Source organism: Streptomyces smaragdinus (assembly GCF_009604385.1).
Taxonomy (GTDB): domain Bacteria; phylum Actinomycetota; class Actinomycetes; order Streptomycetales; family Streptomycetaceae; genus Streptomyces; species Streptomyces smaragdinus.
Genome location: NZ_WEGJ01000042.1, coordinates 1 through 26,686 on the forward strand (window position 1 = coordinate 1; position 26,686 = coordinate 26,686).

General features: G+C 71.6%; 24 protein-coding genes. 17 read left to right on the forward strand and 7 right to left on the reverse strand.

Going from position 1 to position 26,686, the window contains the following annotated elements; translation table 11 throughout:
* Positions 1 to 159 precede the first annotated feature (159 nt).
* From rpsB to SRB5_RS30755, 9 genes are all read left to right on the forward strand, one after another.
* Positions 160 to 1,068: a 30S ribosomal protein S2 gene (rpsB, locus tag SRB5_RS30715; protein WP_153456748.1), complete on the forward strand. Its 909-nt coding sequence runs from the start codon at positions 160 to 162 to the stop codon at positions 1,066 to 1,068.
* 106 nt (positions 1,069 to 1,174) lie between these two features.
* On the forward strand, positions 1,175 to 2,011 hold the full coding sequence (tsf, locus tag SRB5_RS30720) for a translation elongation factor Ts (protein ID WP_153456749.1): 837 nt from the start codon (positions 1,175 to 1,177) through the stop codon (positions 2,009 to 2,011).
* A gap of 183 nt (positions 2,012 to 2,194) precedes the next feature.
* Complete coding sequence (gene pyrH / locus SRB5_RS30725) at positions 2,195 to 2,956, forward strand: UMP kinase (RefSeq protein WP_153456750.1); 762 nt, start codon at positions 2,195 to 2,197, stop codon at positions 2,954 to 2,956.
* Between the two features lie 130 nt (positions 2,957 to 3,086).
* Positions 3,087 to 3,644 carry a ribosome recycling factor gene (frr, locus tag SRB5_RS30730; protein WP_323378772.1) on the forward strand — a complete coding sequence of 186 codons (558 nt, stop codon included), beginning with the start codon at positions 3,087 to 3,089 and terminating at the stop codon, positions 3,642 to 3,644.
* Positions 3,645 to 3,746: 102 nt separating this feature from the next.
* Positions 3,747 to 4,766: a phosphatidate cytidylyltransferase gene (locus SRB5_RS30735; RefSeq protein WP_323378757.1), complete on the forward strand. Its 1,020-nt coding sequence runs from the start codon at positions 3,747 to 3,749 to the stop codon at positions 4,764 to 4,766.
* A gap of 42 nt (positions 4,767 to 4,808) precedes the next feature.
* Entirely contained in the window at positions 4,809 to 5,915 is a 1,107-nt protein-coding gene (rlmN, locus tag SRB5_RS30740) for a 23S rRNA (adenine(2503)-C(2))-methyltransferase RlmN (RefSeq protein ID WP_153456752.1), read from the forward strand.
* A 188-nt stretch (positions 5,916 to 6,103) separates the two neighbouring features.
* On the forward strand, positions 6,104 to 7,183 hold the full coding sequence (locus SRB5_RS30745) for a thiamine ABC transporter substrate-binding protein (protein WP_153456753.1): 1,080 nt from the start codon (positions 6,104 to 6,106) through the stop codon (positions 7,181 to 7,183).
* Between the two features lie 86 nt (positions 7,184 to 7,269).
* The gene (locus SRB5_RS30750) at positions 7,270 to 8,874 is read left to right on the forward strand and encodes an ABC transporter permease (RefSeq protein ID WP_323378773.1); all 1,605 of its coding nucleotides are present in this window, start codon (positions 7,270 to 7,272) and stop codon (positions 8,872 to 8,874) included.
* Positions 8,874 to 9,893, forward strand: a complete 1,020-nt coding sequence (locus SRB5_RS30755) for an ABC transporter ATP-binding protein (RefSeq protein WP_153456754.1) — start codon at positions 8,874 to 8,876, stop codon at positions 9,891 to 9,893. The genes SRB5_RS30750 and SRB5_RS30755 overlap by 1 nt, the downstream gene beginning before the upstream one ends.
* Here SRB5_RS30755 and SRB5_RS30760 read toward each other — a convergent pair.
* The 5 genes from SRB5_RS30760 to SRB5_RS30780 all read right to left on the reverse strand — a co-directional run bounded on the left by SRB5_RS30760 (position 9,890) and on the right by SRB5_RS30780 (position 14,851).
* Positions 9,890 to 10,984 carry an LOG family protein gene (locus tag SRB5_RS30760; RefSeq protein ID WP_153456755.1) on the reverse strand — a complete coding sequence of 365 codons (1,095 nt, stop codon included), beginning with the start codon at positions 10,982 to 10,984 and terminating at the stop codon, positions 9,890 to 9,892. The two genes, SRB5_RS30755 and SRB5_RS30760, sit on opposite strands and share 4 nt — an antisense overlap.
* 25 nt (positions 10,985 to 11,009) lie before the next feature.
* The gene (locus tag SRB5_RS30765; RefSeq protein ID WP_323378758.1) at positions 11,010 to 12,113 is read right to left on the reverse strand and encodes a hypothetical protein; all 1,104 of its coding nucleotides are present in this window, start codon (positions 12,111 to 12,113) and stop codon (positions 11,010 to 11,012) included.
* A complete protein-coding gene (locus SRB5_RS30770) occupies positions 12,095 to 12,823 on the reverse strand; it encodes an ABC transporter ATP-binding protein (RefSeq protein WP_153456756.1) in 729 nt (242 codons plus the stop codon). Before SRB5_RS30770 ends, SRB5_RS30765 begins: the two co-directional genes overlap by 19 nt.
* A gap of 196 nt (positions 12,824 to 13,019) precedes the next feature.
* The gene (locus SRB5_RS30775; protein ID WP_407704007.1) at positions 13,020 to 14,381 is read right to left on the reverse strand and encodes an aspartate aminotransferase family protein; all 1,362 of its coding nucleotides are present in this window, start codon (positions 14,379 to 14,381) and stop codon (positions 13,020 to 13,022) included.
* Between the two features lie 2 nt (positions 14,382 to 14,383).
* Positions 14,384 to 14,851: an Lrp/AsnC family transcriptional regulator gene (locus tag SRB5_RS30780; protein WP_323378759.1), complete on the reverse strand. Its 468-nt coding sequence runs from the start codon at positions 14,849 to 14,851 to the stop codon at positions 14,384 to 14,386.
* Between the two features lie 269 nt (positions 14,852 to 15,120).
* On the opposite strand from SRB5_RS30780, the gene SRB5_RS30785 reads away from it, so the two are divergent.
* The 7 genes from SRB5_RS30785 (at position 15,121) to SRB5_RS30815 (ending at position 23,700) form a co-directional block, all read left to right on the forward strand.
* Positions 15,121 to 16,551, forward strand: coding sequence for a gamma-aminobutyraldehyde dehydrogenase (locus SRB5_RS30785; protein WP_323378760.1), 1,431 nt, complete (start codon positions 15,121 to 15,123; stop codon positions 16,549 to 16,551).
* A 207-nt stretch (positions 16,552 to 16,758) separates the two neighbouring features.
* Positions 16,759 to 18,276, forward strand: a complete 1,518-nt coding sequence (locus SRB5_RS30790; RefSeq protein WP_153456757.1) for a gamma-aminobutyraldehyde dehydrogenase — start codon at positions 16,759 to 16,761, stop codon at positions 18,274 to 18,276.
* Positions 18,277 to 18,365: 89 nt separating this feature from the next.
* Positions 18,366 to 19,613, forward strand: a complete 1,248-nt coding sequence (locus SRB5_RS30795) for a polyamine ABC transporter substrate-binding protein (protein WP_153456758.1) — start codon at positions 18,366 to 18,368, stop codon at positions 19,611 to 19,613.
* A 3-nt stretch (positions 19,614 to 19,616) separates the two neighbouring features.
* Complete coding sequence (locus SRB5_RS30800) at positions 19,617 to 20,762, forward strand: ABC transporter ATP-binding protein (RefSeq protein ID WP_153456759.1); 1,146 nt, start codon at positions 19,617 to 19,619, stop codon at positions 20,760 to 20,762.
* Positions 20,759 to 21,667 carry an ABC transporter permease gene (locus SRB5_RS30805; protein WP_153456760.1) on the forward strand — a complete coding sequence of 303 codons (909 nt, stop codon included), beginning with the start codon at positions 20,759 to 20,761 and terminating at the stop codon, positions 21,665 to 21,667. Before SRB5_RS30800 ends, SRB5_RS30805 begins: the two co-directional genes overlap by 4 nt.
* Positions 21,667 to 22,458 carry an ABC transporter permease gene (locus tag SRB5_RS30810; RefSeq protein WP_153456761.1) on the forward strand — a complete coding sequence of 264 codons (792 nt, stop codon included), beginning with the start codon at positions 21,667 to 21,669 and terminating at the stop codon, positions 22,456 to 22,458. The genes SRB5_RS30805 and SRB5_RS30810 overlap by 1 nt, the downstream gene beginning before the upstream one ends.
* Before the next feature lie 33 nt (positions 22,459 to 22,491).
* Complete coding sequence (locus SRB5_RS30815; RefSeq protein ID WP_153456762.1) at positions 22,492 to 23,700, forward strand: saccharopine dehydrogenase family protein; 1,209 nt, start codon at positions 22,492 to 22,494, stop codon at positions 23,698 to 23,700.
* Here the strand turns inward: SRB5_RS30815 and SRB5_RS30820 are convergent.
* Together SRB5_RS30820 and SRB5_RS30825 are read right to left on the reverse strand one after the other, a co-directional pair.
* Entirely contained in the window at positions 23,697 to 24,368 is a 672-nt protein-coding gene (locus SRB5_RS30820; protein WP_323378761.1) for a glycerophosphodiester phosphodiesterase, read from the reverse strand. The two genes, SRB5_RS30815 and SRB5_RS30820, sit on opposite strands and share 4 nt — an antisense overlap.
* Positions 24,350 to 25,372 carry an adenosine deaminase gene (locus SRB5_RS30825; RefSeq protein WP_323378763.1) on the reverse strand — a complete coding sequence of 341 codons (1,023 nt, stop codon included), beginning with the start codon at positions 25,370 to 25,372 and terminating at the stop codon, positions 24,350 to 24,352. Before SRB5_RS30825 ends, SRB5_RS30820 begins: the two co-directional genes overlap by 19 nt.
* 99 nt (positions 25,373 to 25,471) lie before the next feature.
* On the opposite strand from SRB5_RS30825, the gene SRB5_RS30830 reads away from it, so the two are divergent.
* A complete protein-coding gene (locus tag SRB5_RS30830) occupies positions 25,472 to 26,569 on the forward strand; it encodes a DUF4190 domain-containing protein (protein WP_153456763.1) in 1,098 nt (365 codons plus the stop codon).
* Positions 26,570 to 26,686: the final 117 nt, after the last annotated feature.

The following is a 26,686-nucleotide window of genomic DNA, read 5'->3' on the forward strand; positions in this document are numbered from 1 at the left end:
CTACGTGCGGACGCCGGACGGCACCTGAATCGGGCGCCGCCACCTCGGCAGGAATGCGGATGTGGCTACGCCTGTTGCAGCGGGACATGCGCCCCGACCCCAAGCCGCCCGGCGGCATCCACCCCCGTATGACAACCGAGTACACCAAGGAGTACGGCCATGGCCGTCGTCACGATGCGGGAGCTGCTGGAGAGCGGCGTCCACTTCGGGCACCAGACCCGGCGCTGGAACCCGAAGATGAAGCGATTCATCTTCACCGAGCGCAACGGCATCTACATCATCGACCTGCTGCAGTCGCTGTCGTACATCGACCGCGCCTACGAGTTCGTGAAGGAGACCGTCGCCCACGGCGGTTCCATCATGTTCGTCGGTACGAAGAAGCAGGCGCAGGAGGCCATCGCCGAGCAGGCCACCCGCGTCGGCATGCCCTACGTGAACCAGCGCTGGCTGGGCGGCATGCTCACCAACTTCTCCACCGTCTACAAGCGTCTGCAGCGCCTCAAGGAGCTCGAGCAGATCGACTTCGAGGACGTGGCCGCCTCCGGCCTCACCAAGAAGGAGCTGCTGGTCCTCTCCCGCGAGAAGGCCAAGCTGGAGAAGACCCTCGGCGGTATCCGCGACATGCAGAAGGTGCCCAGTGCCGTCTGGATCGTGGACACCAAGAAGGAGCACATCGCCGTCGGCGAGGCGCGCAAGCTGCGCATCCCCGTCGTCGCGATCCTCGACACCAACTGCGACCCCGACGAGGTCGACTACAAGATCCCGGGCAACGACGACGCGATCCGCTCCGTCACGCTGCTCACCCGCGTGATCGCCGACGCCGTCGCCGAGGGCCTCATCGCCCGCTCCGGCCAGGCGCAGGGCGACGTGAAGGCCGAGAAGGGCGCCGGCGAGCCCCTGGCCGAGTGGGAGCGCGACCTGCTCGAGGGCGAGAAGGCCAAGGCCGACGAGGCCGCCGAGGCCCCCGCCGCCGAGGCTCCGGCCGCGGCCGAGGCCCCCGCCGCGGAGGCCGCCGAGGCCCCGGCCGCGGAGAGCACCGAGGCCAAGGCCGAGGGCGAGCAGGCCTGACCCAGGCCCCCGGAACACGGCGCGCGACGGCGGGGGAGTGATTGGCCCCCGCCGTCCGCCGCGTTGATCCCCGTAGATCCGACTTCCGAGAGAGAAATCCAAGATCATGGCGAACTTCACCGCCGCCGACGTCAAGAAGCTCCGTGAGCTCACGGGCGCCGGCATGATGGACTGCAAGAAGGCGCTGGACGAGGCCGATGGCGACGTCGAGAAGGCCGTCGAGCTGCTCCGCGTCAAGGGCCAGAAGGGCGTCGCCAAGCGCGAGGGCCGCGACGCGTCGAACGGCGCCGTCGTCTCCCTCATCGCCGACGACAACACCTCCGGTGTGCTGGTCGAGCTGAAGTGCGAGACCGACTTCGTCGCCAAGGGCGACAAGTTCGTCGGCCTCGCCGAGGCCCTGGCCGCGCACGTCGCCAAGACCTCCCCGGCCGACCTCGAGGCGCTGCTCGCGTCCGAGATCGAGCCCGGCAAGACCGTGCAGGCCTACGTCGACGAGGCCAACGCCACCCTCGGCGAGAAGATCGTCCTGGACCGCTTCGCGCAGTTCACCGAGGGCTACGTGGCCGCGTACATGCACCGCACCATGCCGGACCTGCCCCCGCAGGTCGGCGTCCTGGTCCAGCTGGACAAGGAGAACGCCGAGGTCGCCCGGTTCGTCGCGCAGCACATCGCCGCCTTCTCGCCGAAGTACCTGAGCCGCGAGGACGTCCCGGCGGAGACCGTCGAGAACGAGCGTCGCGTCGCCGAGGCCACCTCCCGCGAGGAGGGCAAGCCGGAGGCCGCGCTGCCCCGTATCGTCGAGGGCCGCGTCAACGGCTTCTTCAAGGAGAACGTGGTGCTCGAGCAGCCGTTCGCCCACGACCCCAAGAAGACCGTCCAGAAGGTGCTGGACGAGGCCGGTCTGAAGCTGCAGCGCTTCGCCCGCATCCGCGTCGGCGCCTGACGTACCTGCGCGCGGCCGCCCGTCCCGATAGGGTCGGGTCGGGGGCGGCGGTCCCGTGCGGACCGCGCCTCGCCCCGGCCGCAGACGGTGCGACGACCGAATGACGAGGAGGCCATTGCCGTACAGGGTGTCCGACGAGGACCCCGGCAATGGCCTTCTCGGTTTGTGCACGAGGAGACCTGGATGAATGACGGAGCGGATCACGCCAACCCCCTGGAGGACCGGCCGCGACGCTTCCTGCTGAAGCTGTCCGGCGAGGCTTTCTCCGGCGGTACGGGCCTCGGGGTGGACCCCGACGTCGTGCACAAGATCGCCCGTGAGATCGCCGCCGTGGTCCGCGACGGCGCGGAGATCGCGGTGGTGATCGGCGGCGGCAACTTCTTCCGCGGCGCGGAGCTGCAGCAGCGCGGTATGGACCGGGCCCGTTCCGACTACATGGGCATGCTCGGCACCGTGATGAACTGCCTCGCCCTCCAGGACTTCCTGGAGAAGGAGGGCACCGACTCGCGCGTGCAGACCGCCATCACGATGGGCCAGGTCGCGGAGCCGTACATCCCGCTGCGTGCGGTACGGCACCTGCAGAAGGGCCGCGTCGTGATCTTCGGCGCCGGGATGGGCATGCCGTACTTCTCCACCGATACCACCGCCGCCCAGCGCGCGCTGGAGATCGACGCGGAGATGCTGCTGATGGGCAAGAACGGGGTCGACGGCGTCTACGACGCGGACCCGCGCACCAATCCCGACGCGGTGAAGTACGACGCCCTCGAGTACAGCGAGGTCATCACCCGCGACCTCAAGGTGGCCGACGCCACCGCCATCACGCTGTGCCGGGACAACAAGCTGCCGATCCTCGTCTTCGAGCTGCTGGCGGAGGGCAATATCGCCCGCGCCGTGAAGGGTGAGAAGATCGGCACGCTGGTGAGCGACCACAGCGTACGGGACTGAGTCCCGGGCGGAGGGGCACAGCTGCCCCTCCACGGGGGATGGACAACTGCCTGCCGGTCGGACACCGTGCAGGGGAGACGCGTGCAGGAGCGGGGCCGGCCTCGCTCACTGACGAGACCAGGAGCCAATGGTGATCGAAGAGACCCTCCTCGAGGCCGAGGAGAAGATGGAGAAGGCCGTCGTGGTCGCGAAGGAGGACTTCGCCGCCATTCGCACCGGCCGTGCCCACCCGGCGATGTTCAACAAGATCGTCGCGGACTACTACGGCGCCCCGACGCCCATCAACCAGCTGGCGTCGTTCGCGGTGCCCGAGCCGCGGATGGCCGTGGTGACCCCGTTCGACAAGAGCGCGCTGCGCAACATCGAGCAGGCGATCCGCGACTCCGACCTCGGGGTCAACCCGTCCAACGACGGCAGCATCATCCGGGTGGTGTTCCCGCAGCTGACGGAGGAGCGCCGCAAGGACTACATCAAGGTCGCCCGCGCCAAGGCCGAGGACTCCCGGGTGTCGATCCGCTCCGTGCGCCGCAAGGCCAAGGAGACCATCGACAAGGCGATCAAGGACGGCGAGGTCGGCGAGGACGAGGGCCGCCGGGGCGAGAAGGAGCTCGACGACACCACGCACAAGTACGTGGCCCAGGTCGACGAACTGCTCAAGCACAAGGAAGCGGAGCTGCTGGAGGTCTGACGACACCGTCGTCGGACACGGTCCGCGCCGGCGGGGACGCCGGCGCCGGGCCCGTCCTCCCGCGAATCCACCGGACCAGCTACTTCGAGGGGCACCTCAGCAGTGAATGATTCCGTCTGGGGCGCCCCGGGAAGCGCCGGTCACCGGGGACAGAGTGACCGGGGACCCGCTTCGGCGGGTCCCGCGCCACGCGGCGCCGAACCGGCGCAGACTCGGCCCATGCCGATGGTGCCCGACTTTCCGCCGGACGACCCCGCGGGGGACGATGCCGTGACGCCCCCGCAGCCCGAGCCCAAGAAGCAGCGCGGCGGCCGTGACCTGGGCGCGGCCATAGGGGTCGGCCTCGGACTCGGCGCGGTGATCATCGCCGCGCTCTTCGTCTACAAGGTCGTCTTCGTGGGCGTGGTGGCCGCCGCCGTGGTCGCCGGCCTGTGGGAGCTCACGTCGCGGCTGCGCGAGCGCAAGGACGTCAACGCGCCGCTGGTGCCGCTCGCCGTCGGCGGCGTCGCCATGGTCGTCGTCGGGTACTGGCGCGGTGCCGAGGGCGCGTGGGTGGTCATGGCCCTGACGGCGCTTGCGGTGCTGGTGTGGCGGATGAACGATGTGCCGCAGGACTATCTGCGGGACGTCACGGCGGGCGTGTTCGCCGCGTTCTACGTCCCCTTCCTCGCCACGTTCGTGGTGATGCTGCTCGCCGCCGACGGGGACGGACCGTGGCGGGTGCTCACGTTCCTGATCCTCACGGTCGTCAGCGACACCGGCGCGTACGCGGTGGGCTACAAGTTCGGCAAGCACAAGCTGGCCCCGCGCATCAGCCCCGGCAAGACCCGCGAGGGGCTGGCCGGCGCGGCGGGCTTCGCGATGGCCGCCGGCGCCCTGTGCATGCAGTTCATGATCGACGACGGACAGTGGTGGCAGGGCCTGCTGCTGGGCCTCGCGGTCGCCGCCAGCGCCACCCTGGGCGACCTGAGCGAATCCATGATCAAACGCGATCTGGGCATCAAGGACATGGGCAGCCTGCTGCCGGGCCACGGCGGCATCATGGACCGCCTGGACTCCCTGCTGCCGACGGCCCCGGTCGTCTGGCTGCTAATGGCGGTGTTCGTCGGCTCGGACATGTAGCCGATCAGGAGTTCCCGGCACCTGTGGGACACTGGTGAGGCTATGCCCAAACCCGGAGAACTCACTTTCGTCGCCCCCCGCGCCGCCAAGAAGCCGCCGCGGCATCTCGCCGACCTCTCGCCCGCCGAGCGGAAAGAGGCCGTCGCCGCGCTGGGGGAGAAGCCGTTTCGTGCCAAGCAGCTGTCCCAGCACTACTTCGCGCGGTACACCACCGATCCCGCGGACTGGACGGACATCCCGGCCGCGCGGCGGGAGGGGCTGCGCGACGCGCTGGTCCCCGAGCTGATGAGCGTGGTGCGGCATCTGTCGTGCGACGACGACACGACGCGCAAGACGCTGTGGCGGCTCTTCGACGGGACGCTCGTCGAGTCCGTGCTCATGCGGTATCCGGACCGCGTCACCATGTGCATCAGCTCACAGGCCGGCTGCGGGATGAACTGCCCGTTCTGCGCGACGGGGCAGGCGGGGCTGACCCGTAACCTGTCGACCGCCGAGATCGTGCACCAGATCGTCGAGGGCATGCGTGCCCTGCGTGACGGCGAGGTGCCCGGCGGGCCCGCGCGGCTGTCGAACATCGTGTTCATGGGTATGGGCGAGCCGCTCGCCAACTACAACCGCGTGCTCGGCGCCATCCGCCGGCTCACCGACCCCGAGCCGGACGGCCTCGGGCTGTCGCAGCGCGGCATCACGGTGTCCACGGTGGGTCTCGTCCCGGCGATCAACCGGCTGGCCGACGAGGGCCTCAAGTGCCGGCTCGCCGTCTCGCTGCACGCCCCCGACGACGAGCTGCGCGACGAACTGGTGCCCGTGAACACCCGGTGGAAGGTCCGCGAGGTGCTGGACGCCGCCTGGGGGTATGCGGAGCGGTCCGGGCGGCGGGTGTCGATCGAGTACGCCCTCATCCGGGACATCAACGACCAGGCGTGGCGCGCCGACCTCCTCGGCCGGCTCCTCAAGGGCAACCGGGTGCACGTGAACCTGATCCCGCTGAACCCCACCCCGGGGTCGAAGTGGACGGCCTCCCGCCCCGAGGACGAGCGCGCGTTCGTCGCGGCCCTAGAGGCGCACGGCGTGCCGGTCACCGTCCGCGACACCCGAGGTCAGGAGATCGAGGGCGCCTGCGGGCAGCTGGCGGCCGCCGAGCGGTGATCCCCGCCGGGGTCGCTGCTATCGTTCATCGGAATAACCGACAGGGGAGCGCTCGCAGCGCTGAGAGTGCGGCAACAGGGCCGCAGACCCTCGAACCTCGCCCAGGTAATTCTGGGTAGGAAGTTCGGATCTTTCTCTCTTCGTGCTGTTTGCGGCTGCCCGCTCAGGAAAGCGGCACCATGCAGCGAATGAACCACGGGCTCCGCCCGAGACGTACGGCCGTCACGGCCCTGGCCCTCGTCCTCGGCGCGGGCACGCTCGCCGCCTGCGGCGACGACACCGCCTCCTCCGGGGGCGGCGAATCGAAGACCGTCACCCTGCTCACCCACGACTCCTTCGCCGCCTCGGACGCGGTACTGAAGGAGTTCGAGGCGAAGAGCGGCTACAAGGTCAAGGTCCTCAAGGGCAAGGACGCCGGCGCCACCGTCAACCAGGCGGTGCTGTCCAAGGACAACCCGCAGGGCGACGTCCTCTTCGGCATCGACAACACCCTCCTGTCCCGCGGCCTGGACAACGGGATCTTCACCCCGTACGAGGCCACGGGCCTGGACACGATCCCCGGCGAGCTGCAGCTCGACAAGGACGAGCACCGGGTCACCCCCGTCGACTTCGGCGACATCTGCGTCAACTACGACCGCAAGTACTTCGCCGACAAGAAGCTGGACCCGCCGCAGACCTTCGCCGACCTGGTGAAGCCCGCGTACAAGGACCTCCTGGTCACCGAGAACGCCGCGACGTCCTCCCCGGGCCTCGGCTTCCTCCTCGGCACCGCCGCCGCGTACGGCGACGACGGCTGGCAGGACTACTGGAAGCAGCTGAAGGACAACGGCGTCGAGGTCGTCGACGGCTGGGAGCAGGCGTACTACGAGCGCTTTTCCGGCGCCGGCAAGGGCGACAAGCCGCTGGTCGTGTCGTACGCCTCCAGCCCGCTGGCCGGGGTGCTGGACGTGAAGCCGCAGCCCGAGCAGGCGCCGACCGGGGTGTCCACCGGGACGTGCTTCCGGCAGATTGAGTTCGCCGGCGTGCTGAAGGGCGCGGACAACGAGAAGGGCGCGCAGGCGCTCGTCGACTTCATGATCGGCAAGACGTTCCAGGAGGACATGCCGCTCAACATGTTCGTCTACCCGGCGAACCCTGACGCGGCGCTGCCGGAGCTGTTCACCAAGTACGGCGAGAAGATCGACGACCCGAAGAGCCTCGACCCAGCGACCATCGACAAGAACCGGGAGCAGTGGATCAAGACGTGGACCTCGCTCGTCGTGAGGTGACCACCACCCAGGAGCCGCCCCGCCGGGACCCCCGCGAGTCCCGGCGGCGGTGGCCCCTGCGCGGGAGCGCGGTCCGGTTCGGGCTGATCGCCGTGCCGGCCGCGTTCTTCGCGGTGTTCTTCGCCTACCCCGTGGCGGCCATCGTGGCGCGCGGGCTGAAGGACGGCGGGCAGTGGCGGTTCGGCCGGTTCGGCGAGGTGCTGGGGGATCCCGGGATCCGGGAGGTGCTGTGGTTCACGCTCTGGCAGGCGGCCGCGTCCACGGCGCTCACGCTGCTGATCGCGCTCCCCGGCGCGTATGTCTTCGCGCGCTTCGACTTCCCCGGGAAGCAGCTGCTGCGGGCTGTCGTCACGGTGCCGTTCGTGCTGCCAACGGTGGTCGTCGGGTCGGCGTTCCTCGCGCTCCTCGGCCGCGGCGGGCTGCTGGACGAGGCGGTGGGTCTGCGGCTGGACACCACGGTGTGGGCGATCCTCCTGGCGCACGTCTTCTTCAACTACGCCGTCGTCGTACGGACCGTCGGCGGCCTGTGGGCCCAGCTCGACCCGCGTCAGGAGGAGGCCGCCCGGGTGCTCGGCGCCGGACGTCTCGCCGCCTTCCGGCGGGTGACCCTCCCGGCGCTCGCCCCGGCGGTCGCCGCGGCGGCGCTGATGGTGTTCCTCTTCACGTTCACCTCCTTCGGCGTCATCCAGATCCTCGGCGGCCCGTACTTCGCCACCCTCGAGGTCGAGATCTACCGGCAGACCGCCGACTTCCTCGACCTGCCGGCCGCCGCCGTGCTGTCCCTCGTGCAGTTCGCCGCCGTCGGCGGGGTGCTGGCGGTGCACGCCGCGACGGTGCGCCGGCGGGAGACGGCGCTGCGGCTCGTCGACCCCGAACGGACGTCCCGTCCGCCGCGCGGGGCGGGGGAGCGGGCGCTGCTCGCGGGGGTGCTCGTAGTCGTCGCGATTCTTCTCGTGCTCCCGCTGGCCGTCCTCGTCGAGCGTTCCTTCGCCACGCCGGAGGGATACGGCCTCGGTTTCTACGAGCGGCTGCGGAGCGCCGACGGCACCTTCGCCGTCCCGCCCCTGGAGGCCGTCGCCAACTCCCTGTCGTACGCGGCCGTCGCCACCGCGATCGCCCTGGTCGTGGGCGGTCTGGCGGCCGCGGCCGTGACCCGGCGGGCGGGGCGGCTGGTGCGCGGGTTCGACGCGCTGCTGATGCTGCCGCTGGGCACCTCCGCGGTGACCGTCGGCTTCGGGTTCGTCGTCGCGCTGGACGAGCCTCCGCTGGACCTGCGGTCGGCGTGGATCCTGGTGCCCCTCGCGCAGGCGCTGGTGGGGGTGCCGTTCGTCGTACGGACGATGCTTCCCGTACTGCGGGCGGTGGACGACCGGCTGCGCGAGGCGGCGGCCGTGCTGGGGGCGTCCCCCTGGCGGGTGTGGCGGGAGGTCGACTTCCCCCTCGTGCGGCGGGCACTGCTCGTCGCGGCGGGGTTCGCGTTCGCGGTGTCGCTGGGGGAGTTCGGCGCGACAGTGTTCATCGCGCGCGCCGACAACCCGACGCTGCCGGTGGCCGTGGCCCGGCTGCTGGGGCGGGCGGGTGAGTACAACTACGGGCAGGCGATGGCGCTCAGCACGATCCTCATGCTGGTGTGCGCCGTCGCGCTGCTCCTTCTGGAGCGCCTCAGGGGCGACGGATCGGGAGAGTTCTGATGCTGACCCTCACGGACGTCACCGTCCGCTTCGGCGACCGCACGGCCGTCGACGGCGTGTCGCTGGCCGTCGCCGAGCACGAGACGGTGTGCGTGCTGGGCCCCAGCGGCAGCGGCAAGTCGACGCTGCTGCGGGCGATCGCCGGACTGCAGACCACGGACGCCGGGCGGATCTCCCTCGCCGGCCGCGATCTGGCCGGGGTGCCGGTGCACCGTCGGGGCGTGGGCCTGATGTTCCAGGACCACCAGCTCTTCCCCCAGCGGGACGTCGCCGGCAACGTCGGCTTCGGCCCGCGGATGCACGGCGTCCCCCGCGAGGAGGCCGCCGCGCGCACCGCCGAGCTGCTGGGCCTCGTCGGCCTGCCCGGCGCCGGACGGCGCGCCGTCGCCACCCTCTCCGGCGGCGAGCAGCAGCGCGTCGCCCTGGCGCGGGCGCTGGCGCCGCGGCCCGAGCTCTTGATGCTGGACGAACCGCTGGGGCAACTGGACCGCTCGCTGCGTGAACGCCTCGTCGTCGAGCTCCGCCGGCTGTTCCGCGACCTCGGGACGACCGTCCTCGCGGTCACCCACGACCAGGGCGAGGCGTTCGCCCTCGCGGACCGGGTGGTCGTGATGGACGCCGGGCGGATCGCCCAGACGGGCACGCCGGTGGAGGTGTGGCAGCGTCCGGCGTCGGCGTTCGTCGCCCGCTTCCTCGGCTTCACGAACGTGGCGGACGCCACCGTCCACGGCGCCGTGGCCGACACCCCCTGGGGCAAGGTCCCGGTGCCGGCGGACGCGGCGCAGGGCGGGCGCACGGTGCTGATCCGCCCGGCGGGCGTACGGCTCACCGGCGTCGCGGACGGGCTGCCGTGCCACGTCGAGGGGCGCACGTTCCGCGGCGACCACGTCCTCGTACTCCTGCGCCCCGACGACGCCCCGCCGCTGGAGGCCGCCTGCCCGCTGACCGAGGCACCGGAGCCGGGGACGACGGTGGGCGCCCAGTTCCTGGCGGAGCACGTGAGCGTCCTCGGGGCCTAACCCATCGCCGCCAGCGCGCCCGGCACCTCGTCCACCCGGTCCACCAGCGCGATCCGCCCCGCCATCGGCCGGCCCTCCGCCAGCGTGCCCAGCAGCGGCCACGCCGGGAGGCGCTCCGTCCAGTGGGCGCGGTCGACCAGCACCATCGGGCGGGGCTTCCCGTACGACGCGTAGTAGTTCGGCGTCGACGCGTCGAAGATCTCCTGCACCGTGCCCGCCGCCCCCGGCAGGAACACCACCCCGGCCGTCGACCGGGCCAGCAGCCCGTCCTCGCGGATGGCGTTGGCGAAGTACTTCGCGATCCGCCCCGCGAACGCGTTCGACGGCTCGTGCCCGTAGAACCACGTCGGGATGCCCACCGAATCGCCGCCCCCCGGCCACCTCTCCCGTACCTCGAACGCCGCCCGCGCCCATGCCTCGACGGACGGCTCGAACGACGGCGTCCGTGCCAGGATCCGCCCGGCCTCCGCCAGCATGCCGTCCGCCAGCGGCGCCGCGTACGCCCCCAGGTTCGCCGCCTCCATCGCCCCCGGACCGCCGCCGGTGGCGATGGTGTAACCGGCGCGCGTGAGGGTACGGCCCAGTTCGGCCGCCGCCAGATACTCCGGCCCGCCGCGCGCCAGCGCGTGACCGCCCATCACGCCGATCACCCGCGCGCCGTGCAGCTGTTCGTTCAGCGCGTTGGACATCGATTCGTCGTGCATCGCCCGCACCACCGCGGCGAATATGTCGTGCTCCGCCTTCGTCCGCAGATACCAGGCGTACGTCCGGGCGTCGGGCGTCTTGCCGTACGAGCCGGACAGCCCGTCGTACAGCCCCTCCGGCGAGTAGAGCTCCCCCCGGTACGGGTCGAACGGCAGGTGCGGGATCACCGGGAAGACCAGCGCCCCGGCCTGCTGCACCCGGTACTCGGCCTCCCACGACATCGCGCAGCCGAGGAACACCGCGCCGTGCACGTCGGCGTGCTCCAACTCCGCGACGCGCCGCGTCAGATCCACCGACTGGACGCGGTAGCCGCTGAGCGACCCGCCCTCCGCCAGGATCCGGTCGAACTCGTCGAGGGACTCGATCTCGTACAGCGAATGCGGCATTCGAACACCGTACGACACGGTCGCCCTACCGCAGGGGCAGTACCGCGAGTTGGGCCACGAGCACCACCGCCGGCCCGAACACCGCCACCAGCGCCGCCGCCCGCAGCGCCACCGCCCCCCGCAGCACCCCCGCCGGGGTCCCCAGCCGCCGCAGCGCCGCCGTGGTGTCCGCCCGCACGCCGCGCGTCTCCAGCGCCGCGATCAGCACCGTCGCCACCGCGCACCCCACGACCAGCCCGGCGCCCGTCACCACGATCGGCCCGAGCCGCGGCCCCTGCCCGCCCGCCTGCAGCGTCACCAGGATCCCCGCGCCCACCGCGGACAGCGCCCCCAGCGGCCGCCCGATCCGCCGGGCCTCCTCCAGCAGCACGCGCCCGGCGAACAGCCGCAGCGCACCGGGCCGCAGCACACACAGCGCGCGCCCGGCGAGGTACGTCATCCCGGGACCGGCGAGCACCATGCCCAGCGCGATGACCCCCCAGCTGCCGAGCACCGCCGGCGACAGCTCCCCCAGCCCGCCGCCGGCTCCCGACCGGCTCGCGTACGCCCCGATCGCCAGCCCCGTCGCCACCAGCGCGGCACCCCACGGCAGGTCACCCGGCGCGGACAGCCCCGCCGCCCGGTCACCGGAGGGCGCGGGAGCCGCGGCCACCGGCCGCAGACCGAACGCGCTGGCCCCCGCGGCGAGCACCGGCGGCACGACCAGCAGCGTGAGCGCCGCGGCCGGCGGCAGCGGCCCCCCGGCCCCCAGCAGCCCGGCCGCCGCCCCGTCGAACGGCAGCCCCGCGATCTCCCCCCGCAGATGCAGGAAGAACAGCAGCCCCACCGCGCTCCCCGCCAGACACGACACCAGCGTCGACACCGCCGCCAGCACCGGCACGTTCACCGGCCCGAATCCGGCCGCCGCCTGCACCGCCGTGGGCCGCGCGTACGGATCCGTCCGCGCCACCACCACCGCGAAGTGCGTGACGGCCGCCATCGGCACCGCGCACCACAGCAGCCACGGCACGGACGCCTGCCCCAGCGCCGCCAGCAGCAGGAACCCAACCCCCGCCGACGCGCCCGCCACCAGCAGCCGCCGCAGCGTCGCCCCCGGCCGGGCACCGCGCGCTAGACGGAGAGCGAGCACGAGTCCTCCGCCGTCGGTCGGGGCGTACGCACGGCCGTACCGCGCACCCGTCCGTCGACCAGCGTGACCACCCGGTCCGCCAGGTCCACGGCCTGGTGCAGATGACTCGCGACCACGGTCGTCACCCCGTGCGACCGGCAGGCGGCGATCAGCGTGCGCAGCACCTGCGCCCCCTCCATGGTGTGCAGCGCGGCCGTCGGCTCGTCGGCGAAGACCACCGCCGGCTCGTGCACCAGGGCGCGCGCGATGGCCACCCGCTGCGCCTGCGCGGGGGTGAGGGAGCGGGGCCGGGCCTTCATCAGATCACCGGCGTCCAGCCGGTCCAGCCACTCGCCCGCCGCCTTCCTGGCCCGGCGGTGCGACTCGCCGGCCAGCAGCAGCGGCAGCGCGGCGTTCTCCCACGCCCGCAGTTCGGGGACGAGCTCGGGCCGGGTGTCGATCCAGCCGAAGCGGGTCAGCCGCAGCCGCTCGCGCCGCGCGGCGCTCAGGGTGTGCACGGCGCCGCTGTTGAACCACACCTCGCCCTGCTCCGGCTTCAGCTGCCCGGACAGACACCGCAGCAGCGTCGTCTTCCCGCTGCCGCGCGGCCCGTCGACGGCCAGGACCTCGCCCTCGCCCACACCCAGCGAGACACCGGCGAGCGCGGGTGTCGTGCCGTAGCTGTAGTGCAGGGAGCGGGAGAACAGCACGTCGTTGTCGGGCGGAGCCATCTCGGACACCTCGGTCGCCTCGTCGGTCGGGGCCTGGGAGGCGCGGCCCCCGTCGGAGGAACGACGGTGTCCCGGTTGAGTCACTCGCACCCGGCGCACGATAGGCGGCCGGGCGCCCGCGGACGCGGCCGCACGGCGGCGCGCCGCGATGATCCGCTCGTATGGATCACCGGGCGCGCCGGACCCGCCGAAACCGTCAGAGCAGCGTGTACGCCTCGCTGAGCACCCCGCGCAGGATCTGCTCCGCCTCGTCGAACAGCGACTGGTCCGCGGTCAGCGGCGGCGCCAGCTGGACGACCGGGTCGCCGCGGTCGTCGGCCCGGCAGTACAGCCCGTTCTCGAAGAGCTTCTTCGACACGAACCCGTACAGGATCCGTTCGCTCTCCTCGTCGCTGAACGTCGCCTTGGTCGCCTTGTCCTTCACCAGTTCGATGCCGTAGAAGTACCCGTTGCCGCGCACGTCGCCGACGATCGGCAGGTCGGTGAGCTTCGACAGCGTGGCGTGGAAGGCCGCCTCGTTGTCCAGCACGTGCTGGTTGAGGCCCTCGCGCTCGAAGATGTCGAGGTTCGCCAGCGCGACCGCCGAGGAGACCGGGTGGCCGCCGAAGGTGTAGCCGTGCGGGAAGGAGTTGCCGCCCGAGTAGAACGGCTCGGCGATCCGGTCGGAGACCAGGCACGCCCCTATCGGCGAGTAGCCCGACGTCATGCCCTTGGCGCAGGTGATCATGTCCGGTACGTAGCCGAACTTCTCGCAGCCGAACATGGTACCGAGCCGGCCGAACGCGCAGATCACCTCGTCGGACACCAGCAGCACGTTGTGCCGGTCGCAGATCTCCCGCACCCGCCGGAAGTACCCGGGCGGCGGCGGGAAGCAGCCGCCCGCGTTCTGCACCGGCTCCAGGAACACCGCCGCGACCGAGTCCGGGCCCTCGAGAACGATGGCCTCCTCGATCCGGTCGGCGGCCCAGCGGCCGAACGCCTCCGGGTCGTCGCCGTGCGCGGGCGCGCGGTAGATGTTGGTGTTCGGCACCTTGTGCGCGCCGGGGACCAGCGGCTCGAAGGGCGCCTTCAGGGCCGGCAGCCCGGTGATCGACAGGGCGCCGTGCGGGGTGCCGTGGTAGGCCACCGAGCGGGAGATCACCTTGTACTTGCCGGGGTTGCCGGTGAGCTTGTGGTACTGCTTGGCCAGCTTCCACGCCGTCTCGACGGCCTCGCCGCCGCCGGTGGTGAAGAACACCTTGTTCAGATCGCCGGGCGCCAGCTGCGCCAGCCGCTCCGCGAGCTCGACGGCCTTGGGATGGGCGTACGACCAGATGGGGAAGAACGCCAGCTCCTGGGCCTGCTTGTACGCGGTCTCGGCCAGCTCGTGCCGGCCGTGCCCGGCGTTCACCACGAACAGGCCGGCGAGCCCGTCGATGTAGCGCTTGCCGGCGGCGTCGTAGATGTACGTGCCCTCGCCGCGGACGATCGTCGGCACGGGGCTGTGCTCGTACGACGACATGCGCGTGAAGTGCATCCAGAGGTGGTCGTAAGCGGCCTTGTCGAGGTCCTTGCCCACGGCTATCTAGCTCCCCATTGATAGGTCTGCTTGCGCAGCTTGAAGTACACGAAGCTCTCGGTCGAGCGGACGCCGGGCAGCGTCCGGACCCGCCGGATGACGTCCAGCAGCGCGTCGTCGTCCTCCACGACGACCTCCACGAGGAGGTCGAAGCTGCCCGCCGTGAGGACCACGTAGTCCACCTCGGGCATGGCGGCCAGGGCGTCGGCGATCGGCTCGAGGTCGCCCTCGGCGTTGATGCCGACCATCGCCTGCCGGTGATAGCCGACGGTCAGCGGATCGGTCACGGCGACGATCTGCATCACGCCCTGCTCGATGAGCTTCTGGACGCGCTGGCGCACCGCGGCCTCCGACAGACCGACGGCCTTGGCTATCGCCGCGTACGGCCGCCGCCCGTCCTCCTGCAGCTGCTCGATGATCGCGCGGGAGACGGCGTCCAGGGACGAGGTGTTCTTGTCACGAGGGGCCACGGGCGCCACTCTGCCTCACGGGCCGATACGCTGGCAAGGGCGGGTCGCGACTGAATCCGTTGCCTGATGACCGCCATTCGATGGAATCGCTTGCGGAGTGTGTTCCTCGCTGACAATCTCGTGAGTGAGAACCGGTGTCACCCCGGGGCCGGCGGGGGAGCGGGCCGGGGCCGGAGAATCTTCGGTTCCGATGCGTATGAACCGATGAATGTGCCGGGTTAGGGTGGGTTCACCGACATGGTTTCGACGACGAGTCAAGGAGGGGTGCAGTGACCGCTGAACTGCGCCGGCTGCGCAACTACATCGCCGGAGAGTTCCGGGATGCCGCCGACGGCCGTACGACCGAGGTGACCGACCCCGCCACGGGTGAGGTCTACGCCACCGCCCCCCTGTCCCGCGAGGCGGACGTCGACGCGGCCATGGACGCCGCGAAGGCGGCCTTCCCCGCGTGGCGCGACGCCACACCGGGGGCCCGCCAGCTGGCTCTGCTGAAGATCGCGGACGCGCTGGAGGCCCGCGGCGAGGAGCTGCTGGACGCCGAGTGCAAGGACACCGGAAAGCCCCGGGAGCTCACCGCCTCCGAGGAGCTGCCGGTCATGATCGACCAGATCCGCTTCTTCGCCGGCGCCGCCCGGCTGCTCGAGGGCAAGTCCGCCGGCGAGTACATGGACGGCATGACGTCCTTCGTCCGCCGCGAGCCCGTCGGGGTGTGCGCGCAGGTCGCGCCGTGGAACTACCCGATGATGATGGCCGTGTGGAAGTTCGCCCCGGCGCTCGCCGCGGGCAACACCGTCGTCCTCAAGCCTTCCGACACCACCCCGGCGTCGACCGTGCTGCTCGCGGAGATCCTCGGCGGCGTGCTGCCGAAGGGCGTCTTCAACGTCGTGTGCGGCGACCGCGACACCGGCCGCCTGATGGTCGAGCACCCCGTACCGGCGATGGCGTCCATCACCGGCTCCGTCCGGGCCGGCATGGAGGTCGCCGCCAGCGCCGCCAAGGACGTCAAGCGGGTCCATCTGGAGCTGGGCGGCAAGGCGCCGGTCGTCGTCTTCGAGGACGCCGACATCGCCAAGGCCGTCGAGGACATCTCCGTCGCCGGCTACTTCAACGCCGGCCAGGACTGCACCGCCGCCACCCGGGTGCTGGTGCACGAGTCCGTGCACGACGAGTTCGTCACCGCGCTGGCCAAGGCCGCCGCCGGGACCAAGACCGGCGCCGGCGAGGCCGACGCCCTCTACGGCCCGCTGAACAACGCGGGGCAGCTGGAGCGGGTCGCCGGGTTCATCGAGCGGCTGCCGGCCAACGCCAAGGTCGAGGCGGGCGGCCACCGGGTCGGCGACAAGGGGTACTTCTACGCCCCGACCGTCGTCTCCGGGCTGAAGCAGGACGACGAGATCATCCAGAACGAGGTCTTCGGCCCCGTCATCACCGTCCAGTCCTTCTCGGACGAGGCGCAGGCCACCGAGTGGGCGAACGGCGTGGAGTACGCCCTGGCCTCCTCGGTGTGGACCAGGGACCACGGCCGCGCGATGCGGATGTCCAAGGCGCTGGACTTCGGCTGCGTGTGGATCAACACCCACATCCCGCTGGTCGCGGAGATGCCGCACGGCGGCTTCAAGAAGTCCGGCTACGGCAAGGACCTGTCCGCGTACGGCTTCGACGACTACACCCGTATCAAGCACGTGATGACGGCGCTCTAGCCGGCACCGTAACCCCGGAGGGCCCGCGCGTATCACCGCGCGGGCCCTTTGGCATGGGGGAGCACGCCACGTACATCCCCGGGGAAGACTGATTCCGTCGCTTAACCAAAAGGAAACGACGGAATCCCTTGCCGGACACCATCCGGCCTGCCAGGATCACCAATCAGCCCCGGCCGATACGACATCCCGGAGTGATCCCCCTTGAGCATGGCACCGGCTCCCCGCCCCGACGCGGCCGCGCGCTTCACCGCGCACGGCGCCCACCACATCGGCGGCCGGCTCCGCCCCGGCACCGCGGGCCGCACCCACACCGTCGTGGACCCGGCGACCGGCGAGGACGTCCTGACCTACGAGCTCGCCTCGCCCGCCGACGTCGACACGGCGGTCGCCGCCGCCGCGGCCGCCTTCCCCGGCTGGTCGGGCGCCACCCCCGGCGAGCGCTCCGCCGCGCTGCACCGCCTCGCGGGCCTGCTGGGCGAGCGGGCCGGGGACCTCGCGTACGCCGAGTCGCTGCAGTGCGGGAAGCCGATCCGGCTGACGACGGAGTTCGACGTCCCCGGGACCGTCGACAACACCGCCTTCTTCGCCGGCGCCGCCCGGCTGCTCGAGGGCAAGGCCGCCGCCGAGTACAGCGGCGACCACACCTCGTACGTCCGCCGCGAACCGATCGGCGTCGTCGGCTCGACCGCCCCGTGGAACTACCCGCTGCAGATGGCCGCCTGGAAGATCCTCCCGGCGCTCGCGGCCGGCAACACCATCGTCCTCAAGCCGTCCGAGCTCACCCCGCTCACCTCCCTGATGCTCGCCGAGGCCGCCACCGACGCCGGCCTCCCGGACGGCGTGGTGAACATCGTCTGCGGCACCGGACCGGAGGCCGGCGAACACCTCGCCGGCCACCCGGACGTCGCGATGACGTCCTTCACCGGCTCCACCGCCGTCGGCCGGAAGGTCGCCGCGATCGCCGCCCGCGGCGCCAAGCGCGTCCACCTGGAGCTCGGCGGCAAGGCCCCGTTCGTCGTGTTCGACGACGCCGGCCTCGAGGCCGCCGTGCACGGCGCCGTCGCCGCCGCCCTGATCAACACCGGCCAGGACTGCACCGCCGCCACCCGCGCCTACGTCCAGCGCCCCCTGTACGACGCCTTCACCGCCGGCGTCGCCGGCCTGATGGCCCGCGTCCGCCTCGGCGACCCCCTCGACCCGGCGACCGACCTGGGCCCGCTGATCTCGTACGCCCAGCGCGACCGCGTCGCCGGCTTCGTCGCCCGCGCCGTCGCCGCCGGCGCCCGCGCGGTGACCGGCGGCCGCGCCCCCGACGGCCTCAAGGGCGCCTACTACGAACCCACGCTGATCACGGGCGCCGCCCAGGACAGCGAGATCGTCCGGGACGAGATCTTCGGCCCGGTGCTCGTCGTCCTCCCCTTCGACTCCGACGACGAGGGCCTGGCCCTGGCCAACGACACCCCGTACGGCCTGGCCGCCTCCGCCTGGACTCGGGACCTCTACCGGGCCGGCCGCGCGACCCGCGAGCTGCGGGCGGGCTGCGTCTGGATCAACGACCACATCCCGATCATCAGCGAGATGCCGCACGGCGGACACCGGTCCTCCGGCTACGGCAAGGACATGTCGGCGTACTCCCTGGAGGAGTACACCCAGGTCAAGCATGTGATGCAGGACACAACAGGTGTCGCGCGCAAGGCCTGGCACCGTACGGTCTTCACTCCCTGAACCCGCCTGAACAGCCCGAACATCCCCTGCCCCGTCGCACCGGACCCTCACGGCCCCTCGCGCTCCCTCCTCCCGGAAGGCCGACCCCCATGGATTTGTTCGCAGGACTGCCCGAGCCCCTGGCCAGAGCGTGGGAACGGAGTCTCACGAGCGGCCGCGCCGCACACACCCGGCGCCGCTTCCTGGCCGCCTCCGGCGCGCTCGCCGCCGGCGCCGCCCTGACCGGCTGCGGCATAGCCGGCTCCGGCGACGGGGAGAAGGACACCGGGGACAAGGCCGCCGCCGCCAAGGACTACTCGGCCAAGGAGAAGAAGGTCGTCTTCTCCAACTGGCCGCTGTACATCGACGTCGACGACAAGGACGAGAACAGGCGCCCCACCCTGGAGCGCTTCCAGCAGCAGACCGGCATCGAGGTCAAGTACACCGAGGACATCAACGACAACGTCGAGTTCTTCGGCAAGATCAAGCCCCAGCTGGCCGCCGGCCAGGACACCGGCCGCGATCTGATGATCCTCACCGACTGGATGGCCGGCCGCTTCATCCGCGCCGGCTGGGCCCAGCGCCTCAACCCCGCGAACCTGGGAAACGTGGTCACCAACATGGAGGCCCGGTTCCGCAACGCCGCCCACGACCCCGGCCGGCAGTTCACCGTGCCGTGGACCGGATTGTCGACGGTCATCGCGTACAACAAGAAGACCACCGGGGGCAAGAAGATCGAGAGCGTCTCCCAGCTGCTCGGCGACTCCTCCCTCAAGGGCAAGGTCTCCCTGCTCACCGAGATGCGCGACACCGTCGGGATGACGCTGCTCGACATGGGCAAGGACTGCACGAAGTTCACCGACGACGACTACGACGCCGCGCTCGCCGCCGTGCAGAAGGCCGTGGACTCCGGGCAGATCCGCCGCTTCACCGGCAACGACTACACCGAGGAGCTCGCCAAGGGCGACATCGGCGCCTGTCTGGCCTGGGCCGGCGACATCGTGCAGCTGCAGGCCGACAACGAGGACATCGAGTTCGTCATCCCGGCCAAGGGCTACCTCTACGCCACCGACGACATGCTGATCCCCGCCAAGGCCCGCCACCAGGCGAACGCCGAGGCGCTGATGAACTTCTACTACGACCCGAAGAACGCGGCCGAACTCGCCGCCTGGGTCAACTACATCTCCCCGGTGGCCGGCGCCAAGGAAGAACTGGCCAGGATCGACGAGAGTCTGGCGAACGACCCGCTGATCATCCCCGACCAGGCGATGATCGACGGGGGCCACGTCTTCATGGACCTCGACGAGGCCAAGGCGTCGGCGTACGAGGACAAGTTCGCCAAGCTGATCGGGGCCTGACACATGGCCGAGTCCACCCCGCCGGCCGGCGTCACCCTGCGCGGCGTCGGCAAGACCTTCGGCGACGTTACCGCCGTCCACCCGCTGGACCTCACCGTCCCCCAGGGCTCCTTCTTCGCCCTGCTCGGCGCCTCCGGCTGCGGCAAGACCACCACCCTGCGCATGATCGCCGGGCTGGAGCGGCCCACCACCGGCCGGGTGCTGCTCGGCGAACGGGACGTCACCGCGCTCCCGCCGCACAAGCGGCCCGTCAACACCGTCTTCCAGAGCTACGCGCTCTTCCCGCACCTCGACGTCTCGGAAAACGTCGCCTTCGGCCTGCGCCGCCGGGGCCTGAAGTCCGTGACCAAGCAGGTCACGGAGGTGCTGGAGCTCGTCGAACTCGGACACCTCGCCCGCCGCCGCCCCAGTCAGCTCTCCGGCGGCCAGCAACAGCGCGTCGCCCTCGCCCGCGCCATCGTCAACCGCCCCGAGGTGCTGCTCCTCGACGAACCGCTGGGCGCCCTGGACCTCAAGCTGCGCCGCCAGATGCAGCTGGAGCTCAAGCGCATCCAGACCGAGGTCGGCATCACCTTCGTGCACGTCACGCACGACCAGGAGGAGGCCATGACCATGGCCGACACCATCGCCGTGATGAACGCCGGCCGCGTCGAGCAACTGGGCGCCCCCGCCGAGCTGTACGAGAACCCGCGCTCCGCGTTCGTGGCGAACTTCCTGGGCCAGTCGAACCTGATCGAGGCCGGGATATCCGGCACCGACGGCGACGACATCCTGCTGAGCGTGGGCGACGCCAAGCTCACGCTGCCGAAGTCCCGTACCCACGCCGCCTCCACCGCCACCGGCGGCACGGTCCTCGCCGGCATCCGCCCGGAGAAGATCACCATGACCCCCCGGGCCGCCGAGGCGGACATCCCCGGCGGACGCAACCGGCTCACCGGCACGGTCGTCGACGCGTCCTTCACCGGCGTCTCCACCCAGTACGTCGTGAAGAGCCCCGCCTGCCCCGAGCTCGCCGTCTTCGCGCAGAACGCCGAACGCGAGCGGCTGGCCCCCGGCGCCGACGTCGTCCTGCACTGGGACCCCGCGCACACCTTCGGCCTCGACGGCCGCGAGGACATCGACGCGGGCACCGGGGAGGACGCCGTATGACGGCCGTCGCCGCCCCGGCGCCGGACGTCCCGCCGCCGGCCCGCCGACGCGGCCTCACCCCGTACTGGCTGCTGCTGCCCGCCGTCCTGTGGCTCGCGGTGTTCTTCGTCGCCCCGCTCTTCTACCAGGCGTCCACGTCGGTGCAGTCCGGGTCGATCGAGAAGGGCTTCGAGGTCACCTGGTCGTGGTCCAACTACACCGACGCCCTCGGCGAGCACGGATGGCACTTCGTCCGCTCCTTCGCCTACGCGGCCACCGCCACCGCCCTGTGCCTGGCGATCGCCTACCCCCTGGCGTACCTGATCGCCTTCCGCGCCGGCCGCTGGCGCAATCTGCTGCTCGTCGCGGTCATCGCGCCGTTCTTCACCAGCTTCCTCATCCGCACCCTGGCCTGGAAGACGATCCTGTCCGACTCCGGCCCGCTGGTCTCGGCCCTGAACAGCCTGCACTTCCTGGACGTCACCGGAGCCCTCGGCCTGACCACCGGCGACCGGGTACTGGCCACACCGCTGGCGGTGGTCTGCGGGCTGACGTACAACTTCCTGCCCTTCATGATCCTGCCCCTCTACACCTCGCTGGAGCGGATCAACCCCGCCCTGCTGGAGGCCGCGCGGGACCTGTACGCCACCCCGGCGACCACCTTCCGCAAGGTCACCTTCCCGCTGTCCCTCCCGGGCGTCGTGGCCGGCACCCTGCTCACCTTCATCCCGGCGTCCGGCGACTACATCAACGCCCAGCTCCTCGGCTCGCCGGGGGAGCAGATGGTCGGCAACGCCATCCAGAAGCAGTTCCTCAACGTGCAGGACTATCCGACCGCCGCCGCCATGTCGTTCGTGCTGATGGCCGCGATCCTGATCATCGTCACCGTCTATCTGCGCAAGGCCGGGACGGAGGAGGTCGTCTGATGGGCTGGATCCGACGCAACCTCGTGGTCCTCGCCGGACTGCTGGCGCTGGGCTATCTGCTGCTGCCGAACCTGGTGGTGCTGGCGTACTCCTTCAACGACCCGGCGGGCCGCTACAACTACGAGTGGAACGAGTTCTCCACCGACGCCTGGCGCGACCCCTGCGGCATCGCCGACATGTGCACCTCCGTCGGCCTCAGCCTGCGGATCGCCGTCATGGCGACGATCGCCGCCACCGTGCTGGGCACCCTCGCCGCGTTCGCGCTGGCCCGCCACCGCTTCCGCGGCCGGGGCGCCGCCAACGGGCTGATCTTCCTGCCGATGGCCATGCCGGAGGTCGTGATGGCGGCGTCCGTCGGCACGCTCTTCCTCAACATGCGCATCGAGTTCGGCGTCACCACCATCCTCATCGCGCACATCATGTTCTGCCTCAGCTTCGTCGTCGTCGCCGTCAAGGCACGCGTGGCGAGCATGGACCCGCGGCTGGAGGAGGCGGCGCGCGATCTGTACGCCGGTCCCCTGCAGACGTTCTGGCGGGTCACGCTGCCGCTCGCGGCGCCCGGGATCGCGGCCGGCGCGATGCTCAGCTTCGCCCTGTCGCTGGACGACTTCGTCATCACGCAGTTCAACTCCGGGCCGTCGACGGTCACCTTCCCGATGTTTGTCTGGGGCGCCTCCCAGCGCGGCATCCCGGTCCAGGTGAACGTCATCGGCTCCGCGATGTTCTTCCTCGCCGTGGCCCTGGTGCTGGGCGGCCAACTGATCGGCGGCCGCCGCAAGGCACGCGCGTAGCACCCACCCCACACGCACACACCTGGAACCCTCATGCGCATCCTGCTCGTCGGCGCCGGCGGCGTCGGCACCGCGATCACCCGTATCGCCGTACGGCGTGACTTCTTCGAGGCGATGGTCGTCGCCGACTACGACCTGACCCGGGCCGAGGCAGCCGTCGCCGCCGTCGAGGACCCCGGCCGCTTCACCGCCGCCCGCGTGGACGCCTCCGACCGGGACGCCGTCGTCGCGCTGCTGCGCGAGCACCGGTGCGACGTGCTGCTGAACGCCACCGACCCGCGCTTCGTGATGCCGCTGTTCGAGGCCGCGTACGAGGCGGGCACCCGCTACCTCGACATGGCGATGTCGCTGTCGAAGGCGCACCCCGACCGCCCGTACGAGGAGTGCGGGACCAAGCTCGGCGACGAGCAGTTCGCCGCCGCGGCCGACTGGGAGGCCAAGGGCCTCCTCGCGCTGCCCGGCATCGGCGTCGAGCCCGGACTGTCCGACGTCTTCGCCCGCTACGCCGCCGACCACCTCTTCGACGAGATCGAGGAGATCGGCGTACGCGACGGGGCGAACCTCACCGTCGACGGCTACGACTTCGCGCCCTCCTTCTCCATCTGGACGACGATCGAGGAGTGCCTGAACCCCCCGGTCGTCTGGGAGAAGGCGCGCGGCTGGTACACCACCGAGCCCTTCAGCGAGCCGGAGGTCTTCGACTTCCCCGAGGGCATCGGCCCCGTCGAGTGCGTCAACGTCGAGCACGAGGAGGTGCTGCTCATCCCGCGCTGGGTCGGCGCCGGGAAGGTCACCTTCAAGTACGGGCTCGGCGACGAGTTCATCGACGTCCTGAAGACCCTGCACAAGCTGGGCCTGGACCGCACCGACCCGGTCGAGGCCGGCGGCGTGCGGGTCTCCCCGCGCGACGTCGTCGCCGCCTGTCTCCCGGACCCGGCGGGCCTGGGGGAGCGGATGCACGGCAAGACGTGCGCCGGGACCTGGGTCAAGGGCGTGAAGGACGGGGCGCCGCGCGAGGTGTACCTGTACCACGTCGCCGACAACCAGGAGACGATGCGCGACTACGGCAGCCAGGCCGTCGTATGGCAGACGGCGATCAACCCCGTCGTGGCCCTGGAGCTGCTGGCCGGGGGCGTCTGGTCCGGCAAGGGCGTCCTGGGCCCGGAGGCCTTCCCGCCCAAGCCGTTCCTGGACCTGCTGACGGCGTACGGCTCCCCGTGGGGACTGCGCGAGGAGATCTAACGCAGGACCCGCCGCAGCGCGGCGACGCGGTTCGTGGTGATGGAGTCGACCCCCATCGCCACGAGCCGCCGCATGTTGCGCGGCCAGTCGACGGTCCACGCCGACACCAGAAACCCCTGGTCGTGCGCCGTGCGCACCGCGTCCGGGGTGAGATGGCCGAAGCGGTAGTTCAGCCACCGCGGCCGCAGTACGGGCAGCAGCCGCGCCCGGTGCGGGGCCCAGCCCAGCGCGATCTCGGCGTCCGCGTCCGCCCGCCGCACGGCCAGCAGCCCGGACGTGTCACCGCAGTAGTAGACGCGGTCCGCCGCCCCGCTCGCGTGCACCTCGGCCACCGTCGCCTCCGCCGCGCCGGCGTGCGTCAGATCGACGAACGACCGCACCCCGTCGGGCGCCTCCGCCATGACGTCCAGGGCCGCCCGCAGCGTCGGCACCCCGCCGTGCGTCAGCCGCCGCAGCTCCTCGTACGTGAGCTGGGCCAGCGGTACGTCATGCCCCCACAGCCGCTCCAGGGTGGCGTCGTGCAGCAGCACCGGGACCCCGTCCCGGGTGAGCCGCACGTCGAACTCGACGGCGTCCGCCCCCTTCGCCAGCGCGCAGCGCAGCGACGGGAGGGTGTTCTCGCGGGCGGTGTAGGGATCGCCCCGGTGAGCTACGGCCTTGATGTCCACGAGGCCAGATAATCATCGATCTCGGTCGTGAGGAGCCGTTTCGCGGTCTGATCGAGGAAGGACGCGGCCACGGCGTTCCTCGCCAGCCCCGCCACCCCGGCCTCGTCGAGGTCCAGCAGCCGGGCGGCGACGGCGTACTCCGTATTGAGGTCCGTACCGAACATCGGCGGGTCGTCGCTGTTGATCGTCACGGGCACCCCGGCGGCGACGAACTCCGTCAGCGGGTGCTCCTCGAGCCGCTCGACCGCCCGGGTCGCGATGTTCGAGGTCGGGCAGACCTCCAGCGGGATCCGGTGCTCCGCCAGATACTCCAGCAGCCGCGGGTCCCGCGCCGCGCTCGTGCCGTGCCCGATGCGCTCGGCGCCCAGCTCGCGGATCGCGTCCCATATGGTCTGCGGGCCCGTTGTCTCGCCGGCGTGCGGGACGCTGTGCAGCCCCACCGCGCGCGCCTTGTCGAAGTACGGCTTGAACTGCGGCCGCGGCACCCCGATCTCCGGCCCGCCCAGCCCGAACGACACCAGCCCGTCGCAGCCCAGGTCCACCGCGATCCGCGCGGTCTCCTCGGCCGACTCCAGGCCCGCCTCGCCGGGGATGTCGAAGCACCAGCGCAGCACCACGCCGAGTTCCTTCTCCGCCGAGACCCGGGCGTCCTCGATGGCCTCCAGGAACGCGCCGTCGGGGATGCCGCGGCGCACCGAGGAGTACGGGGTGACGGTCAGCTCGGCGTAGCGGATCTGCTGGCGCGCCATGTCGCGGGCGATCTCGTACGTCAGCAGCCGTACGTCCTCCGCGTCGCGGACCAGGTCGACGACGGCCAGATAGACGTCGATGAAGTGGGCGAAGTCCCGGAAGGTGAAGAACTCCTTCAGCTTGTCCGGGTCGAGCGGGACCGGCGAGTCCGGGTGCCGCGCGGAGAGTTCGGCGACGATCCGGGGCGAGGCCGAGCCGACGTGGTGCACGTGCAGTTCGGCCTTGGGCAGTCCGGCGATGAACGACTCGAGCACGGCGGGCACTCTTTTCGCGGTCGGCGGTCGGTACGTCGATCACCGTACCCCCGTACAGTCGTCCGACCGTACGCTGGGGGCGTCGAGCCTGGAGGATCCGTGAGCACCGAGCAGCCGCGTGAGGAACAAGTCTCCCTGTCCAAGGACACGCCGGAGGACATACCGGACCCGGGGGGCCCCGCCCCGGAGCCCGCGGCCGTTCCCGCGCCCGCGGGTGTGCCGGTGCCCGAGGAGGTTCCCGCGCCCGTGGCGCCGCCCATCCCGCTCGCGCCCGGCCAGGAGGCCCCGCGCCCGCCCGAGGACGCCGCGCCGGCTCCCGTGGGCCCGCAGCCGTATCCGGCGGCCCCGCCCGCGTATCCCGGCGGCCCGTACCCGGGACCGTACCCGGGCCCGTACCCCACGGGTCCCCAGCCCGGTCCGTACCCCGGTGGCTTCCAGCCGGGGCCGTACCCCGGGGGCCCGCAGCCGTTCGGTCCGTACTACGCGTATCCCTGGACGCAGGCCGGCCCGGGCCCGGCGAACGGGCTCGGTACCGCCGCCATGGTCGTCGGCATCGTCGGCCTGGTCCTGTCGGTCATCCTGCTCGGCCTCCCGCTGGGGATCCTGGCGCTGATCTTCGGCATCATCGGCATCCGCCGCGCGGGCAAGGGCCGGGCCACCAACAGGGGCCAGGCGATCTCCGGCGTCATCCTCGGGCCGATCGCGATCGTCGTCTCGGCGGCCGTGCTCTTCCTGGCGGTCAACGCCATCCAGCACTTCTACGAGCCGAGCGTCACCTCCGCCCAGCCGCTGGGCGAGTCCGTCAGCTACCCCGACGGTGTGCACATGTCCGTGGACGAGTCGGCGGGCGCCGGCGGCTCGCTGGTCGTCGAGGTCACCGTCTGGAACGGGACGGGCTACGACCTGGACCTGTCCGTCGCCGAGCTGAACGCCTACGACCCCGGCGACCCCGACGCGCTGCTCGACGTCGACGACACCGAGGGCCTGCCGCTGCACGTGGCCGACGGCGGCAGTGCCACGGGCACGTACGCCGTCACCCTCCCCGAGGACCCGGACGCCGCGGTCGAGCTCGAGGTCACCCCCGGCGACCCGTACGAGTACGCGTACTGGACGACCGACCCGGGCGCCGGAACGGACGCCGGCCGGCAGTCCGCTCTGACCCCCGCACGCCCCGTACGCGCCCCCGCGTACGCCTGACGGCGGGCGAGTGACGCGCGCCACCGGGGTTTTGCGGTAAAGGCGTGTAAGGACCCGGCCGCGCCCCTCTCTCATCCGTGGATGCCGCCCCGGCAAGGGGGCGGCGCGGCGGAGGGG